General features: G+C 56.8%; 16 protein-coding genes and 1 pseudogene. 7 read left to right on the forward strand and 10 right to left on the reverse strand.

The window, feature by feature from the left end:
- Window positions 1-77 precede the first annotated feature (77 nt).
- Together IB252_RS25265 and IB252_RS25270 are read left to right on the forward strand one after the other, a co-directional pair.
- The gene (locus IB252_RS25265; RefSeq protein WP_192410630.1) at window positions 78-1,175 is read left to right on the forward strand and encodes an HlyD family secretion protein; all 1,098 of its coding nucleotides are present in this window, start codon (window positions 78-80) and stop codon (window positions 1,173-1,175) included.
- Window positions 1,172-2,767 (forward strand): MFS transporter, encoded by a 1,596-nt coding sequence (locus tag IB252_RS25270; protein WP_192410631.1) that lies wholly within the window; start codon window positions 1,172-1,174, stop codon window positions 2,765-2,767. The genes IB252_RS25265 and IB252_RS25270 overlap by 4 nt, the downstream gene beginning before the upstream one ends.
- A 45-nt stretch (window positions 2,768-2,812) precedes the next feature.
- On the opposite strand, the gene phnE is transcribed toward IB252_RS25270, so the two are convergent.
- From phnE to IB252_RS25290, 4 genes are read right to left on the reverse strand one after another with little or no spacing between them, the layout of a single operon-like run.
- Window positions 2,813-3,580: a phosphonate ABC transporter, permease protein PhnE gene (gene phnE / locus IB252_RS25275; protein ID WP_192410632.1), complete on the reverse strand. Its 768-nt coding sequence runs from the start codon at window positions 3,578-3,580 to the stop codon at window positions 2,813-2,815.
- Window positions 3,577-4,404: a PhnE/PtxC family ABC transporter permease gene (locus IB252_RS25280; RefSeq protein WP_192410633.1), complete on the reverse strand. Its 828-nt coding sequence runs from the start codon at window positions 4,402-4,404 to the stop codon at window positions 3,577-3,579. Before IB252_RS25280 ends, phnE begins: the two co-directional genes overlap by 4 nt.
- Window positions 4,398-5,195, reverse strand: a complete 798-nt coding sequence (locus tag IB252_RS25285) for a phosphonate ABC transporter ATP-binding protein (RefSeq protein ID WP_111448855.1) — start codon at window positions 5,193-5,195, stop codon at window positions 4,398-4,400. Before IB252_RS25285 ends, IB252_RS25280 begins: the two co-directional genes overlap by 7 nt.
- On the reverse strand, window positions 5,192-6,043 hold the full coding sequence (locus tag IB252_RS25290; RefSeq protein ID WP_074878026.1) for a putative selenate ABC transporter substrate-binding protein: 852 nt from the start codon (window positions 6,041-6,043) through the stop codon (window positions 5,192-5,194). The genes IB252_RS25285 and IB252_RS25290 overlap by 4 nt, the downstream gene beginning before the upstream one ends.
- A 291-nt stretch (window positions 6,044-6,334) precedes the next feature.
- Here IB252_RS25290 and IB252_RS25295 point away from each other — a divergent pair, with 291 nt between their 5' ends.
- Complete coding sequence (locus IB252_RS25295; protein ID WP_192410756.1) at window positions 6,335-6,643, forward strand: panthothenate synthetase; 309 nt, start codon at window positions 6,335-6,337, stop codon at window positions 6,641-6,643.
- Window positions 6,644-6,665: 22 nt separating this feature from the next.
- Here the strand turns inward: IB252_RS25295 and IB252_RS25300 are convergent, their stop codons facing one another.
- The 3 genes from IB252_RS25300 to IB252_RS25310 all read right to left on the reverse strand — a co-directional run bounded on the left by IB252_RS25300 (window position 6,666) and on the right by IB252_RS25310 (window position 8,887).
- Entirely contained in the window at window positions 6,666-7,151 is a 486-nt protein-coding gene (locus tag IB252_RS25300) for a GNAT family N-acetyltransferase (RefSeq protein ID WP_192410634.1), read from the reverse strand.
- A gap of 39 nt (window positions 7,152-7,190) precedes the next feature.
- A complete protein-coding gene (locus IB252_RS25305) occupies window positions 7,191-7,994 on the reverse strand; it encodes a 2OG-Fe(II) oxygenase (protein ID WP_192410757.1) in 804 nt (267 codons plus the stop codon).
- An 83-nt stretch (window positions 7,995-8,077) separates the two neighbouring features.
- Window positions 8,078-8,887 carry a glycosyltransferase gene (locus IB252_RS25310; RefSeq protein ID WP_192410635.1) on the reverse strand — a complete coding sequence of 270 codons (810 nt, stop codon included), beginning with the start codon at window positions 8,885-8,887 and terminating at the stop codon, window positions 8,078-8,080.
- A gap of 614 nt (window positions 8,888-9,501) precedes the next feature.
- On the opposite strand from IB252_RS25310, the gene IB252_RS25315 reads away from it, so the two are divergent.
- From IB252_RS25315 to IB252_RS25320, 3 genes and pseudogenes are all read left to right on the forward strand, one after another.
- Window positions 9,502-9,963: an anti-virulence regulator CigR family protein gene (locus IB252_RS25315; protein WP_192410636.1), complete on the forward strand. Its 462-nt coding sequence runs from the start codon at window positions 9,502-9,504 to the stop codon at window positions 9,961-9,963.
- A 339-nt stretch (window positions 9,964-10,302) separates the two neighbouring features.
- Window positions 10,303-10,495: pseudogene (locus tag IB252_RS30240) on the forward strand (transcriptional regulator); the annotation flags it as partial.
- Window positions 10,496-10,579: 84 nt separating this feature from the next.
- A complete protein-coding gene (locus tag IB252_RS25320; RefSeq protein WP_192410758.1) occupies window positions 10,580-11,125 on the forward strand; it encodes a hypothetical protein in 546 nt (181 codons plus the stop codon).
- Between the two features lie 417 nt (window positions 11,126-11,542).
- On the opposite strand, the gene chrA is transcribed toward IB252_RS25320, so the two are convergent.
- Together chrA and IB252_RS25330 are read right to left on the reverse strand one after the other, a co-directional pair.
- The gene (gene chrA / locus IB252_RS25325; protein ID WP_192410637.1) at window positions 11,543-12,901 is read right to left on the reverse strand and encodes a chromate efflux transporter; all 1,359 of its coding nucleotides are present in this window, start codon (window positions 12,899-12,901) and stop codon (window positions 11,543-11,545) included.
- Complete coding sequence (locus IB252_RS25330; RefSeq protein ID WP_111448849.1) at window positions 12,894-13,838, reverse strand: chromate resistance protein ChrB domain-containing protein; 945 nt, start codon at window positions 13,836-13,838, stop codon at window positions 12,894-12,896. The genes chrA and IB252_RS25330 overlap by 8 nt, the downstream gene beginning before the upstream one ends.
- 190 nt (window positions 13,839-14,028) lie before the next feature.
- Between IB252_RS25330 and IB252_RS25335 the strand changes: the two genes are divergently transcribed.
- Window positions 14,029-15,318, forward strand: coding sequence for an NAD(P)/FAD-dependent oxidoreductase (locus IB252_RS25335; protein WP_192410638.1), 1,290 nt, complete (start codon window positions 14,029-14,031; stop codon window positions 15,316-15,318).
- A 38-nt stretch (window positions 15,319-15,356) separates the two neighbouring features.
- On the opposite strand, the gene IB252_RS25340 is transcribed toward IB252_RS25335, so the two are convergent.
- Window positions 15,357-16,370 (reverse strand): acyltransferase family protein, encoded by a 1,014-nt coding sequence (locus IB252_RS25340; RefSeq protein ID WP_192410639.1) that lies wholly within the window; start codon window positions 16,368-16,370, stop codon window positions 15,357-15,359.
- Window positions 16,371-16,424: the final 54 nt, after the last annotated feature.

Below are 16,424 nucleotides of genomic sequence, written 5' to 3' on the forward strand. Positions count from 1 at the left end.
AATGCTCGACAGCCGGGCGGCAGGTCACTGCCGCCCGTGGCTGCTGTAGTCCCAGGCATTGAACAGGAAAAGACAACATGAACGCGCTTCAGGACAAGGCCGCCATTGCCACCGGCGCAAGCGCCGAGATCCCTGTCGTGGTGGCACGGCAAGGCAAGAGAAAGAAGATCGGCATCCTGCTGTGCATCGGTGCCGTGGTGGTCCTGGCTGGCGGATGGGCCATAGTGCTTTCGAGCGGTGCGACCTCCACCGATAACGCTTATGTGCGCGGCGATGTCACCTCGCTCGCGGCAAAGGTTGCCGGTTATGTCACTGCGGTCGAGGTCGAGGACAACCAAACCGTCCGGGCCGGTGACGTCCTGTTCCGTATCGATGACCGGGACTATCGCGCACGGCTGGCGCAAGCCGTGGCCAACGTCAGTGCTGCCCAGGCGCGCCTGACCCATGTCGATGCAGAAACCCAGCTTCAGCGTGCCCTGATTCGCCAGGCCGAAGCCCAGAAACGCTCGGGCGTGGCCGAGATGAATCTGGCGAACAAAACCAATGATCGCAGCCGCAAACTGATTCTCAGCAACGCGGTCAGCCAAGCCCTCGTCGATGAAAGCGATGCGGCGCGATTGAGGGCCGAGGCGACGGTATCCGGCGCTTCCGCGACGGTCGAGGCGCAACAGCAACGCATCGCCGTCCTCGTAGCGGAGCGCGAAGCTGCCGTTGCTGCGGTGACGCAGGCGCAGGCCGCACGCGATCTCGCCCAGATCGATCTTGACAGCACCGTGGTACGCGCGCCGGTTGATGGCGTGGTCGGTAACCGTCAGGTTCGCATCGGCCGCTTCGTTACGACAGGCGTTGCCTTGCTCGATATCGTGCCGGTCAACGACGTATGGGTCGTGGCGAATTTCAAGGAAACCCAGCTCGAACAAATCCGCCCCGGTCAGCGCGTGCGCATCACGGTCGACGGCTACCCCAGCGGGGCACTGGAAGGCGTGGTCGACAGCTTTGCACCGGGTAGCGGGTCGGCGTTCAGTCTGCTCCCCACCGACAACGCGACCGGCAACTTTGTGCGTGTCGTGCAGCGCGTTCCGGTGAAGATCCGGCTTGTCCACAACCCGTTGCCGGGCCGCATCGTGCCGGGCCTGTCCGCCCGCGTCGAAGTTGCGCACGGGGAGGGATCATGAACGCGGATGCCAGCGCTACGCGGTGCAACACCAGCGTTATGACCGGTGTTTTGCTCATGATGGGCATCGTGCTTGCCACGCTGACGGAGGCGATCGCCAGCACCGTTCTGTCACTCGGACGCGGCGACATTATCGGCGACACCTATGCAACGCCTGATGAATTCGCCTGGCTGGATATCGGCTACACCGCGCTCAAGCTGATCGGGTTCATGACCGCGCCTTGGCTGCTGAAGCGTTTTAATCCACGTCATGTGATCATCGGCTCAACCCTGGCCATGGGCATGGCATGCGGCATTGCCGCCATCACGGCACGGCTGGACCTGCTGATCGCGCTTCGAGTTATTCAAGGCTTCGCTGGCGGCACTCTGCTGGTCGGGGGGCAGGCGATCATATTTCGCTCCTTTGCGCGATCTCGCCAACCCATCCTTCAAGCCCTGTTTGCCATGGGCGCCGTTGTCGCGTCCGCGACGCTTGCCCCGGCCCTTCAAGGTTGGTTGATCGATAGCCAGTCCTGGACGTGGATTTTTTTCGGCGTTGTTCCGGTGGCCCTGGCGGCGAGCGGACTTCTGTTGATCGCAGACGGCCCGATGCCAGCCAAGGTCCGGCACCGTCCATTTGACTGGGTCGGCTTCGCGCTGATCGCTGCCACGCTGTTCTGCTTCACTTACGTTCTCAGCCAGGGCAGCCGATGGGACTGGTTCGAAGAGCCACGCATTCTCTGGCTGAGCGTTATCGGCACAGCCGCGCTGCTGGCATTTCTCGGCCAACAAGTGTTGGCCAAGGGCCAAGGTCTGTTCGACTTCACCCTGTTCAAATCGAGCGATTTTTGCTTCGCCTTTATCGTCAGTTTTGTTGCCGGCGCCGCCTTGTTCGGCAGCGCGTTCCTGATCCCGGCGTTCGCCCTGTCGGTCCTCGCATTCACGCCTACTGATGCCGGTCTGCTCCTGTTGCCCAGTGGCGGTTTTTTTATCGGCGGGCTGCTCATATCGGCTTATCTCATGCAGGTCCGCCGCGTTCCGCCGGTCGCCACAGTGCCGTTTGGAATCCTGATGATCATGGGTGCGATGTGGATGCTGTCCGGTTCGACCAGCGAAAGCGGCACGGACGACATGATGGCCGCCATCCTGTTGCGCGGTCTGGGCCTTGGCTTCCTGTTTCTATCGATCACGCTGATCGCTTTCAGCGACCTCAACAGCCGAAATCTTGCCTTCGGTATTGGTCTGTTCAATACGGGGCGCCAGTTGGGTGGTCTGATGGGCGTCGCAGGGCTCCAGACACTGATCGACCATAACGTCTTCGCCAATGACCTGGTCCTCAGCGCCAATGTCACCCCGGGAGGAACTGCGGTCATCGAACGGCTGACGACCACGACAGCCATGCTGTCGATGAAAGGGATAGATGCAGCGGCCGCCGGCCGGGCAGCGGTGAACCTCCTGGGCCGGGTCGTGTCAGGTCAGGCGACTGTGATTGCCTTCGACACAGCGTTCATCGCTGTTGCTCTGCTTTTTGTAGTCGCCGCGCCCATCCTGGTTGGCATCAAGATCGGTCTCTCGAAATACGCGAAAGTACCCGCAGCGCGAACCGTAGCGTGAGGCTTAGTCTGGATCAACGCTTTGCCATCCGGTTCTGCGAAACCGTCAGGCCTTGACCCAGCGTTGACGGCTCCAGCTGCTCAAGGTGTCGACGGCTAATACCAGCAACAACATCGCCAGAATGACCGTGCTGGCTTGAGCTTCCTGGAACAGGCTGAGGCTGACATAGAGCATTTGCCCCAAACCACCGGCGCCGACGAAGCCGAGCACACTGGCCATGCGGATATTGTTTTCCCAGCGGTACAGGATGTAGGCCAGTAGTTGAGGCAACAGGTTGGGCAGTGATCCGTAGCAGAACGCCCATACGGCATTGCCGCCCTGCAAGCGGATGGCTTCGGCCGGTTCGGGTGGGGTGTTTTCCAGTGCTTCGGCGAACAGCCGACCGAGCACACCGGTGGTGTGCAAGGCCAGGGCCAGGGTGCCGGCATTGGGGCCGAGCCCGGCGGCCAGGACCATCAGCGCAGCCCACACCAGTTCCGGAACCGCGCGCAAGGCGTTGAGCACAAGGCGCGACGCGCTTTGCAGAGGCCAGCCGAAGCGCCCGGCCGCGGGCAATGCCAACAGCAGACCGAATACCGCCGCAAGCAGGGTGCCAAGGGCGGACATGGCGATGGTTTCCACAGCGCCGTGGCCGATGGCTTGCAGATGGCCCGCGCTCAAGTCCGGGCTGAGAAAACGCTGCGCATAAGCGCCCATCTGCTTCAGGTTGCTGCTGCCACCGAGTTCGCCGAGGTCGATGCCCAAGTAGATGAACGAGGCGACCACCGTTGCGCCGATACACAGGAGCAGCACCAGGTTGATCAGGCGATTCATGCCAGCCTCCAGCGCAGCAGACGGCTGAGTTGATCGGCGAGCAGTACCAGGACGAGAAACGTCAGTAACAAACTGGCTACTTCACCGCCGGCGAACATGCGCAACGACAGGTCCATTTGCTGGCCCAGACCGCCGGCGCCGACGAAGCCCATCACCACCGAGGCGCGGATTGCGCACTCCCAGCGGTACACCGTGTACGACAGCAGCTCGGCAGCGACATTGGGCAGGATCCCGTAGAAAAAGGCCGCGAGACGACCGCTGCCAGCTTGCAATAGCGCGTGGGCCGGGCGCTGGTCGATCGACTCGAAAATTTCCGCGTAGACCTTGCCCAACATGCCGCTGTAGGTAATGGCAATGGCCAGCACGCCGGCCGTCGGGCCGAGGCCGACGGCGCGCACAAACAAAAGCGCCCAGACGATTTCCGGCACGCTGCGCAGGAAGATCAGTAAACCGCGTACCGGCCAACGCAGCAGTTGGCCCCAATAGCTCGGGTGGCCGGCGCGGGAGGCAGCAGACAGCGACAGAGCCCGACTGGCCAGCAGGCTGGCGGGGACGGCCAACAGCAACGCCAGCGCCATGCCGGCCGTGGCGATGGCCAGGGTCTGCAAGGTGGCTTGCACTAACAGCTCAATGAATTCCTCGCCATGGGCCGGTGGCCAGAAGGCTGAGACAAACCGGCCCATCTCGCTCTGACTGTCACTCGCCATCAGAACACTGAGGTCCAGCTCGCTGAAGTGGATGCCTGGCCACAGCAAAGCAAGGGCCAGTAAGGTGAGCAGCAGGCGGGGCCGGGTGGCCGGATCTCGGGTATCACGGGTCAGCATCGGGGAATCTGCACACTCAAGGGCGCCGGAGTAATCGGTGGGGATTGCAGTTGTTCGTTGGCGTAGAGCTTATCGAGCAACTCGCGGTCGACTTCGCTGGCCGCAAGGTCGAACAGGATCTGTCCATCACGCAAGCCGATGATGCGCGAAAAGTGCGCCAGGGCCAGCTCCACCGCATGCAGGCTGGCGACCAGGGTGACGTTGTGCTTCCGGGCATGGCGGCAGAGTACCGACAGCGTGTGCTCGGCCAACACCGGGTCCATGGCCGAGACCGGCTCATCGGCCAGCAACACCTCGGGCGCTTGATACAACACGCGGGCAATGCCCACACGCTGTAGCTGTCCACCAGACAGTTGCTGACAATGCGCGAACAACTTGTCGCTGAGGTCCAGTCTGGCCAACGCCGCACGTGCGCCCGGAACATCCACCGGACGCAGCAAGTTCAGCAGACTTTTGCCCAGGCCCCACTGACCCAGCTTTCCAGCCAGAACCGCAGTGACCACGCGCTGGCGCGGTGGCAGCGGGGGCGCTTGATGGATCAGGCCGATGCGCGCGCGAAGACGCTGACGCTGACGGGCAGACAGCTGCCAGGCGCGCTCGCCGAGCACCTGCAGCTCACCGTTGTCCGGACGCAGGGCGGTGGCCAGCAGGTTGAGCAGGCTCGACTTGCCCGCGCCGGACGGACCGATGATAGCGACCTGTTCGCTGGCACCGATGTGCAAGTCCACCCCACGCAACGCCTGGACGCCGTTGGCGTGGGTAAGGTTGACCTGGGTCAGATGCAACGTCATTTGAGCAGGTCGGCAGCGCGTGCGGCTTCCTCGATACCCTTGTAGTTCTCGGGTTTGGTTTCGATGAATCGGCTGGCAGCCTGCAGATCCAGAATCTCCTTGTCCTTCGGGTTCGCCGGATCGAGCGCCAGGAAGGCTGCCTTGATCTTGGCTGCCAGTGCCGGGTCGAGGGTCCCGCGCACGGTCCAGTTGTAGTCGAAGTAGGCCGGGGTGGTCGCAAACACTTTGACCTTGGTGGTGTCGACCTTGCCGGCGGCGACCAGTTTTTCCCACACGCTGGCGTTCAGTACCCCGGCGTCGACCTTGCCGGCCTGGACCCAGGCGACAGTGGCGTCATGCGCGCCGGAATAGCCCACGCGACTGAAGTAGGTTTCTGGTTTGATGCCGTCCTTCAGCATGAAATAGCGCGGCATGAGACTGCCCGACGTGGAGGACACCGAGCCGAAGGCGAAGGTCTTGCCCTTGAGATCGGCAAGGGACTTGACGGCCGGGTCGGCGGTAATGAATTTGCTGGTGAACTGGGCGTCCTGTTCGCGCTGTACAAGCGGAATGGCATTGCCGGTTTTCAGGCGCGCCTGCACGAACGTGAAGCCGCCCAGCCAGGCCATATCGATTCGGTCGGTGGCCAGCGCCTCGACCACGGCCGGATAGTCGCTCACGGGAACGAACTCGACCTTCATGCCCAATTGTTGTTCCAGGTAGGCGCCCAGCGGCTTGAACTTGCGCAGCAGTTCGGTCGGGGCTTCATCGGGAATCGCACTGACTTTCAGGGTGTCGGCGGCCTGCGCCAACAGGGTACAAAAAGACAGCGTCACGCCGACAGCCAATGCCAGGGTACGGTTGAGCATGAAAATTCTCCGGTGCATTAAGGCAAAAATGTCGATCCGCCAAGCGCAAGCTGGTTGCTGCATGGCGCGTTGTGAGGGTAGACGAAATGGAGCGTAATTGACCGCTTTGGCCCACTTGTTAGTGCGACAAGCCTGAAGTCGATTCGGCCAGGATGATACGTGGTTTAGTGCTTTTAGCAGCCCGAAATCGCTATGTTTCATGACCACTCGTAACCCGGCACGAGGGCTGGCTCACGCTTGGCTATTCTTCTATGACACTGCAGCGTTGCACGTTGAACAGAGGATTGAATGATGAGGATGTTACTGATGGTCGAGTGCCCTAATGAACCCTTCAATACCCTTGTCAAAGCCGGGAAGGTGGGTGAGGTTGTTGAACGCATCCTGGCCAGCATCAAACCGGAGGCGGCGTACTTTACCGAGCAAGATGGCAAGCGTGGTGGGATTTTTGTGGTCGACGTACAAGACCCCTCCGACATCCCCGCATTGGCAGAGCCCTTTTTTCTCAACTTCAACGCCACCTGCAAGTTCCGTATTGTAATGAGCCCACAGGATCTGCAAAAGTCCGGTCTGGAGACGCTCGGGCAAACGTGGGCGTGCTGAGAGGTCAGCCACGTCTGATTAATCAGTTCCGTACAGTCCACAGCATGGTCTGAACCCTGATATGCGGATGACTGGCCAAAGGTTCCCATTCGTCGATGAAAGAGAAACCCTGCTTTAGGTAGAAGTGGGAGGCTCTTGCATTGTCCGGGGAGACATCCAGAAAAACGCGATCATGCCCTTTGCCGATCGCGCGAGATTTTACCGCCTCGACAAGCTGAGCTGCCACGCCAGAACCCCGTGCAGCGGGTTCTACCCACATTCCGATCAGGTTATAGCGATTCGCTTGACTGACCCCGGCACCGATCATTCCCACCGGTTTGCTGTCCTTGATGGCCAGCCAGAATTCCGGTCCGGCCGCTGACGAGGCGCGTTCTTTCCACTGCTCGTCACTGTATTGAGCGGCCTCTTGGTAACTCACACCAAACGCTGTCGGCGTGTCCAACAGCGCAGCGAGACGGACTTGCTTCAAAAACATCCAGTCTTTGGCTTCCGTCAATCGAATGTCCATGATCTTCCCTGAATGGCGCGCAATGGCTGCTTTCGTAGTCTAGTTTTTTTTCTTGATCAGTTTAGCCAGGTAGTACTTTAGGCTTAAACGATCTTTGGGCCTTGGTTTGTAGTGGGTTTTATTTCTTTGTGCAGGATCGATCACCATGGTTCCTGCGGTGTAGTAGTAAAGCGCAATAGACCTACGGGTGATGTGCTCTGGAGTTGTTAAAGGCTCTGGATGCCCATGATTGCTGTCTTTGTCTGTGTTGAAAATGACACAGCGATTGTAAATGGGCAGGACTTTCTTAAGGCAGGTCTTCATCCCGACATCCCAAAGTTCAAGGTTGCCGCCATATTCCTCTCGCCAGTCTTCATTTAGATAAATGATGATATTCAGTCGGCGTTCAACCTTAAGCTTTTTGTTGAGTCTGAAGTCCGAGTGTACCCCCAGGAAGCCACCACTTTTCGTTTCATGCAGGCCGCCACCAGTAAAGTAGGGGTCGGGTATCAAGCCTTCAATACCTGTGAGCTTCTCAAGAAACTGCAGCATGGGGGCTGAGTTGAAGGCATTGAAGATAGTCTTCAAATAGGGGGTGCATTCGTTGGGGCTGATTTGACGTTTTAGTTGACCTTTATAGCCGCGCTCATACAGCATTTCGTTGTTGGTGGGTTCAGTTGGGAAGTGCGAGCAGATACTTGCAATCAGCGCTTCATCCAGGAAATTATCGATGACGATGTGCGGAAATGGCGTCGCCTGAACATAGCCACTGGCCAATGACGAACCCAAGGCGCTGGCGGCGTTCTGGTCGAAATCAAGCTCCGGGGAGAGGGTCATGGGTAGTGCTTGAGTGTTGGGTGCCATTACCGCTCCAATAACTTGATATAAAGACGTTTTGGTGATTTCAAGCAGCGTCCAGCGCACTGCTCGTTGTGTCTCTTCATCGCTTAACTTTTGCTGTCTTCTTTTTTCAGACGCTTAAGAATATCGTTGTACATTTTGGTTCGTCTATGAGTCTTTCCATAGCCGCCAGCCGCGGCGACAGTGCCAGACTGCATGTGATCCAGATAACTGAAGATTTTACGCGGTGATAACATTTCAACGACATAGCCAAGTTCGGTCATGCGGTCTTGGAGGGTGTAACCTGGCACGCGTTCATCCATCAAAAAATGCATGTTGTGCTGTTTGATAAGTTTGCAGTTCCATAATGTACAGAAGCTCTTCAAGTAGACTTCTCTGTACGGTTTTGGTTCTCTGGAACGTAATCCCATGGAGATTTTCAGGTGCCTGAAATGGTGTTTGAACAGGCGTGAGCTAAAGCGCCAAAGCGTTCTCGTGGTGCCGCGGTTTAATTGCTCAACACAGCCGACGGCTACGACTTTTTGGTTTTTTAAGCATTTATTCAGCATCATCGGAAAAACATTTTTATCGAAAACAAATGTATCGGTGTGCATTAGAAATAAATAATCAGTTTCAACTCGCTCCAAAACCAGGTCAAGTGCTTTGCCATGCGCGACATGCCCGGGTTCTGGTTCGGAAACAGAACGTTCGATTAAATTGATCCAGTCAAGCGTACGTAAATACTCAGTGCTTTCATCGGCGGAATAGTTGTCAACTACCCATACTGGGATGTTGTGGCTGGCCACATGCTGGTGCAATAAGTCCAAGCATATCTTGGTGATTTCTGGTGTTTTGTAATTGACAATAACTATGCTGAAGGTTTTAGAGTTGTCAGCCAGAAAGTTAGTGTTATTCATCGTTCAGACGCCCAATGATATAGCATTTTATTGTAGGAATAATTGAACATGTCTACAGCTTTCGCTAAGGTGTCTGCACAAGATTTGCTTGACCATAAAAACACAATTTGTTAAGCCCGATTTGTCAAATATAACCATGGTTTACTCTGCCTGATGGAGAGCAGTATATGCGGACTTCATCGTATAAGGATCTGCGCTGTAGGTAAACGTTCGTGACTTAATTTGTTACACGTTCCCCCGCCAGCTATCTCCCGTACACGCAGCCTGGCTAAGTACAGCCATTGCTGGCACCCAGCATGATTCGGTCGGCCTTGCGGTAGTGGGCAAGAAAACGAGGGGGCAAAGGCATTCACTTTTACTCCATGTAATTGAGCCGGAAAAACCAGGTTATTCCGGCACGTCGGGGCCTACATGAGAAACCGTGAAGAGAGTAGCTGTTTGCCATCACGCCTCCCGTGCTCGACGGTGAACACGGGAAACAATGTCAGAAATAGAGGCAAATAATGCTGAAGTGACGCGCAGTAGTGCTTGGGTGTCGATGTGAAGAAATGGAACCCACATCGTCGATAGCGTCTAAATTGCAGAGAGATGTCCCGCCATTGAAGGAACGACTCATGCTCAAATCTCGCTCGTTGATTGCAGCTATTACATGCCTTGCGCTGGTTTCCGGTTCAGTGACTGCATTGGCCGACCCTGGTAATGGAAAGGGCCAGGGAAACGGCAAGGGGCATCCGCAAAACAGCCAGGTTCATGGCAACCAGGGAGGCAAAGGTAAAAACTCCGGAGGCGGCGATTGGGAGAATGGCCCAAGCATCAATCACGCAAGCGTTCTTGGGGTTATTGGCGGGTATCGGGACTACTGGAGCCCCGGCCCTGCATTGCCCCCCGGCATCCAAAAGAACCTCGCGCGAGGCAAGCCGCTTCCCCCCGGTATTGCCAAAAAACTGGACGGTCGGTTGATCGGCAGGCTGCCTCATTATGATGGGTATGAATGGCAGCAAGTTGGCACCGACTTGATATTGGTCGCGCTGGCAACCGGGCTCATCTATGAAGTGCTCAACGGTGCTTTTGATTAATGGGCATGATCCATATGCCTATTTGAAGGCTGTTCTGAAACGGCTGCCCATGAAATTGCCGAGTTGCTGCCGAACAGGTGGCAACCGGCGCTATTCATCCATGCTGATGCCCGATCCGCCTAATTCGTTGGGGACATCCTTCAACTTGGGTAATCCATCCAAGCATCATGCGCTTGGGATTGGCTTCATCAGCTTGCGGTGGCGGTTGAGTATTTCCCCGTTCGTGCCGATAACGACTACGCTGTTGTAGAGCGTGCCGCCTCCCTTTTAGCCGGTCGCATTCATTGATGCCGCACACGATCGTCACGGCGTGAGCTCTGGCGGCCTCGCACACTTCGCGGCAGTCGCCTTCGCGATGACGAACTCGACGCAGGCCTGCTCATGTGGGACGTGCGCCGGTTCGTGAGCATCGAGACATTTCCCTCTCGACCGGTGGTTATCCACTTCAAGTTCCGCTCGACCCGGCGAGCAAGCAGGGTGGCTCGTGGTTGAACAGGGCGGGGCAGACCTGTGGCGCGACGATCCCGAACGCATTACATCCGTCGGTCGCAGGACTTGAACTGTCTGGGGCTTAAAGCGTCATAACAATCGCGATATCAACCCTATGGAAGCCATCATGCTTTTAAAAAATAAGAGTCTCATTGCTGTAATGACCTGCGCCCTGATGCTGGCAGCCGCCCCATTACTCCCTGCTGACCTGTCCATCATGAACTCCGCCTATGCGAAAGATGGTGGTGGTGGTGGTGGTGGTGGTGGTGGTGGTGGTGGTGGTGGTGGTGGTGGTGGCGGTAACGGTGGTGGTAATGGGGGAGGCAACGGAGGTGGTAACGGCGGCGGCCACGGCGGCGGCCACGGCGGCGGCATAGGCAGCGGTCACAGTGGTTCAGATCACTCCGGCGGTGCTAACAGTAACGGGCGCGGCAATGGCCTGAGCAGCGATCATGCCGGCAAGGCTGTTCGCGACCATGGTGTAAGCGGAAACCACTACGGCAATGATCGTAATAGTGATCGCGGTCATGGCCAAGCGACTTCAGGCATCGCCCATTCCAAAGATACTCACGGTGTGACCAAAGCCAGTGCAATCTCGGCCACGACGCCTGGCGATCACAACACGAAAGGGTTGAGCAAAGCCGGGACATCGGTATCGAAAAAATCGCACTGATCAGTCATAACGGCTGATAGGGAAGTACAACAGACTCAGCTGCACAGCCAGCCGCACGCTTGAGCTCAATTGGACTTCTTCGGTGGGTAGCTACCGCGCAAGCCCCCGGACGGGGTGCCTGTCTTACTCGGCAGGGCAGGCACTACCGGGCGAGATCTGGGTTGGGGGTTGGAGCGGCTCCGGGGTTGAGGTTGTTTGCTCATTGTTTGCCTCCTGACTTTTCCGGGTTTCGCGAAGGCTTCCTGATAAAGCTTAGCTGCTTGCTGCGATGCCCTGCATCGTTCGGCAGTGGGTGAAAGGCTGCAAGCAACCAAGCCGCGCAGCACGAACCCCAAAACAAAACGGGCGCCCGACAAGGCGCCCGTTTTCGTTTATTTCACCGCCTGCGCCCGCAAGCGTCGGCCGATCACATCCTCTCTAGCGCAGCAGATGCACGGCCAGGCCGACAAGCGCGCAAGCCATCAGCACCTGTATGACGCCCCGTTTGAAGCGGAACAAGGCAATTGCCGCCAAAATGGCGATCAGTGCAGAAGGCCAGTCGAGGTTGCCGCTGAAGCCCCGCGGCCACAGCACGTGATAGCCGAAAAAACATGCCAGATTGAGGATCACTCCAACCACCGCCGCTGTGATTGCGGTAAGCGGTGCCGTGAATTTGAGTTCGTTGTGAGTCGATTCCACCAGTGGGCCACCGGCAAGGATGAACAGGAACGAGGGCAGGAAAGTGAACCATGTCACCAGGGTGGCTGCGACAGCGCCGGCCAGAAATACATGATCGGCGCCGAACACTTGTGAGACGTACGCTCCAACAAATCCGACGAAGGCCACCACCATGATCAGCGGGCCTGGTGTGGTTTCCCCCAGTGCCAAACCGTCGATCATCTGGGTCGGAGTAAGCCAGCCATAGTGACCGACCGCACCTTGATAGACATACGGGAGGACTGCATAGGCCCCGCCAAAAGTCAGCAACGCGGCCTTGGTAAAGAACCAGCCCATCTGGGTCAGGGTGCCTTCCCAACCAAAGAGGACAATCAAAATACCCATCGGCAAAGCCCAGAGCACGGCGCCAATCAGGGCGAGCGATGCCAACTTGAACCCGCTGAACCTGGCATGTTCCGGGGATGGAGTGTCGTCATCGATCAAGGCTGGGCCGTAGGACTTTTTGGCAGCGCCATGGCCCCCGGTTCTGAACTTTTCAGGTGCCAGACGCCCTCCGACATAGCCGATTAACGCTGCCCCCAATACGATCAGCGGGAAAGGAACATTGAACGCGAAGATCGCGGCAAATGAAGCGGCTGCTATCGCCCACAGCCAATTATTCTTCAGCGCCCGAGAGCCGATTCTATGTGCCGCCTGCACCACGATGGCCGTCACGGCGGGCTTGATCCCATAGAAGAGGCCAGCCACCACGGGCACTTCGCCGAACGCGATGTACATCCACGATAAAGCGATCAGGATGAACAGTGAGGGCAGCACAAACAGCACGCCGGCGATCACTGCGCCCCAGGTCCGATGCATCAGCCAGCCGATGTAAGTCGCCAATTGCTGAGCCTCTGGCCCAGGCAGCAACATGCAATAGTTGAGCGCATGGAGAAAGCGTCGTTCGGAGATCCAGCGCCGACGTTCTACCAGTTCCTGATGCATGATCGAAATCTGTCCTGCGGGCCCGCCGAAACTGATGAAGCCGAGCTTCAACCAGAACCAGAGTGCTTCACGCAAGCTGACGGCCTCCGGCCTCGATAGATCCCCTTCAACCGTTGATGGCAAAACCTTACTCATTGGGTTGTTCCTCTTTCACAAACTCGGCGAGCAGGCCGTCGAAGATGGCGCTCGCAGCAGCCAGCAAGTGGTCGTCATGGGGAATGGTTTCGCGTAGTCCTGCCAGCACGCGCTCGATGCCGGCCGCCTCCAAAGGCTGAATGCCGCCGATATCGAGATAGTGCACCAAGGCCGCGATGCGGTTCAGGCCGGGCTCTTGAAGCTCAAAACGGGCTTGCAGGGTTTCGAAGGTCACGCGATTGCCGACATGACTGAAGGTCGCATCATCAAAGTCAAAGCCTAGCGCGTCTGCCGGACAGTCATGTGGAGTATTCAGCCAGAGGATCCGGGCTTGAGGATCAATGAAGCGCCTAATCAACCAGGCACAAGCCAGACGGTCAACCCACGGACGCTTGCGCGTTGCCCAGACACGACGTTGATAGTCGCCACGGTTGAGTGCCGTTATCGGCTCGTCGCGGCTATGGGGTTCATCCGCAGACAACGCTCTGCTGGCAGCCGTCTCAAGCTCCTGCAACGCTGAATCAATCTGCTCCTTGGGCTTGCCTGGAAAATAATCGATGTTGGAGAGTTGATCGTAGTTTTTGCGCAACTTGCGAATGTGTTTGGTGATGGCCAACGCGTTTTCAGGATTGAGCTGCCCACGGCACGCTTCAATCTCTGCGCGTAGCTTGCTGTAGTCATCGCTACGGTCGAACAACTCGACAAAGCGCTCACCCTGCGGATCGACCACAGGCAGGATGTAAACAGTGCCATTGATAGAAAGGATGTCGCGCTCGACAGACGCCAGCGCTTCACGACAGACACCGGTATCAGGCAACAGATAGGCACCATCGCGCAAAACCGCCGCACCTGAGGCTTTCAGAGCACGCCAGGCTCGCATGCGTTCGGTGGCATTCGCGGTGGGTAAAGCGAGAATCAGTGTCAGCCAGTTTTTCATGTAGAGAGTGCTATTTATTTTGTAGTAATTATTACATTAGCGGTGTTTTTGGCGGTTGGAAAGCCATCCTTTCTGCGTCTACGCTCCGTTTCTATCGGTGCAAGGGGGGCGGTGACTTGTGCCCTACGTCCAGGACTTTCTTTTGCAATCAGGCGATTGAATAAAAACGCCGTCGAGGCCACATGAATTTATGAGCACTGATTACCAGCAAACCTATTATGAAACCACGGCCGACATCACCCACTACCCCGCCCAATCGGGTCGTATCGATACTAAAGTGTGCATCCTCGGTGGTGGCCTGGCAGGCCTGTCGACCGCACTCGGGTTGGCGGAGCGTGGTATCAACGACGTCGTTGTTCTGGAATCTCATCGCCTCGGTCATGGTGCTTCGGGGCGTAATGGCGGCTTCGTCTTCGGAGGCTACAGCCTGGGAAACGCTGACCTTCTCGCCACCCTTGGCGTTGAAGAGGCACAGCGCCTTTACCGGCTGACGCTTGATGCCGTTGAGTTGATCCGTAATCGAATCAAACAATACGCTATCGATTGTGACCTGGTTGACCAGGGGGTGATTCTGGCTAATTGGTTCAACGACCCGTCAAGACTTGAAACACCGCGAAAACTGATGAGCGATGTCTATGGGGTTGACTGGGAATACCTGCCGCCAGGCCAGTTGAAAGAGATACTCAAGACGGAGCGCTATTTCGGCGGCCTGTTGGAGCGCAACGCTTTCCACTTTCACCCTCTCAAGTACGTGTACGGCATTGCTCGCACGGTGGCTGAATTCGGTGTGCGTATCCATGAGCAATCATCCGCCCTGAACATCGAGAGGCGTGGAAAGAAATATGTTGTGAACACCGAAGGCGGGGAAGTGCATGCCGAGCATGTCATTTTTTCCTGTGGCGGATACGCGCGCGGCGTCTATCGCCCGGTCGAACGTGCTGTGCTACCCATTGCCACCTATGTCGTTGCAACCGAACCGCTCGGGGCCCGTTTGAAAGATGTTATTGACTGTGAATCAGCCGTTTACGACACGCGGTTCGCTTTCGATTACTACCGACCGCTTCGCGACAGCAGGCTACTGTGGGGAGGGCGGATTTCGGTGCTCAATCGGAGCCCGGAAGCGATCGCCAGTCTGCTCAAAACAGATCTTTTAACCGTCTATCCCCAGCTGGAAGGTGTAAAAATCCAGTATTCCTGGGGCGGGTTGATGAGTTATGGCCGGCATCAAATGGCCCAGATTGGCCAAGATGATGCTGGCGTCTGGCACGCCGTAGGTTTTGGTGGTCATGGCATGGCGCCCACGACGGTGGCGGGCGAGGTTCTGGCTGACGCAATCGCCAAGTCCATTCCGATTCCCGAAGGTTTCGCCAAGTTCGGGTTGACCCGTACTTTTGGTCTGGCCGGTCTGGTCGCCGCGCAAATGACCTATACCGCCTGCCAGGCGCGAGATGCTTTCGACGCTCTGCGCCTTAACAAGTAACGGCAGCCTATCGTGAAGGCCCGCAAACGACGGTGGATTCAACCGGCCGATGTAACAGGTTGGCTAGCGACTTTCTTGGAAAGTTTCTTACCAAAAGCAATCCACCATTTTTCATAATAGAAGGTCGAGATATGCGCGGTGATAAAAATGGCGGCGAACAACAAAGGGCGCTTCAAATATTTTATAACGGTGTCTCCGCTACCCAGCCAAGTATCTATTAGCAGCGGATGAACAACGTAGAGAGCGTACGAAATAGTGGCGATATAAAATAGAGCGCGATTATTCAGAAGCTGGGCAGCGCGTGTCTGACTATTGAGTAACGTACTCCCCACCATTGCTGCGGCAAGATAGGGGCGGAAATAATTCATGAAGCCCGCGTCGGGATGACAGGACAAGACAAACAGGAGTAATAAAAATAGTTGCGTGATCCATGTTTGTGTCGGAAGTTTGTCACGGATGTTGCCCAGTCTGTTGTTGTATATCAGTGCCAGTATGCATCCGGAAAGTATTTCATCAATGCGGTAATAAGTGTTGATTGCGACATGCACTTCATTCATGACCCGGTACATCGTGACGGCGATGCAGAGAGCAGGAATCATCAATACCCACTTGTTTCTCATCAGAACGACCAGCAAAGCGATGGCGAAATAAAACTGGACCTCCAGGCACAAACTCCATAGGTGGCCGTTTACACTGCCAAGCCACATGGGCGGCCAGTTGGCAACGAACAGGAAGTTTGCGATGTAGACATCCGAAGTGCTGTTCATGACAGGTAACGCAATGAGCATGTACAACCAGGCGAGCGGCACAATCCGAAAGATTCTGCGGATTAAAAAATCAACGACACTGCTGTTGTTGAGCAGAAAATTTGTTATCAGGAAACCTGATAGCGTAAAAAATATAGCCATTCCCATAACGCCTGCGGCGGCATTAAATTGCCAGGCCTTTGGGCTAAGTGGTAGCAGATGGCACGCCAGGACAAGCAAGATGCTTATGCCGCGCCATCCATCAAGTACGCTGTATCGAGAGCCCGCTACGGAACTACTATTCATATTGGCATCCCGCTCTTGGGTCGATAGGGGGCATTCTATAAAGGCAGTACTGCG

The organism is Pseudomonas sp. PDM10 (genome assembly GCF_014852295.1).
Taxonomy (GTDB): domain Bacteria; phylum Pseudomonadota; class Gammaproteobacteria; order Pseudomonadales; family Pseudomonadaceae; genus Aquipseudomonas.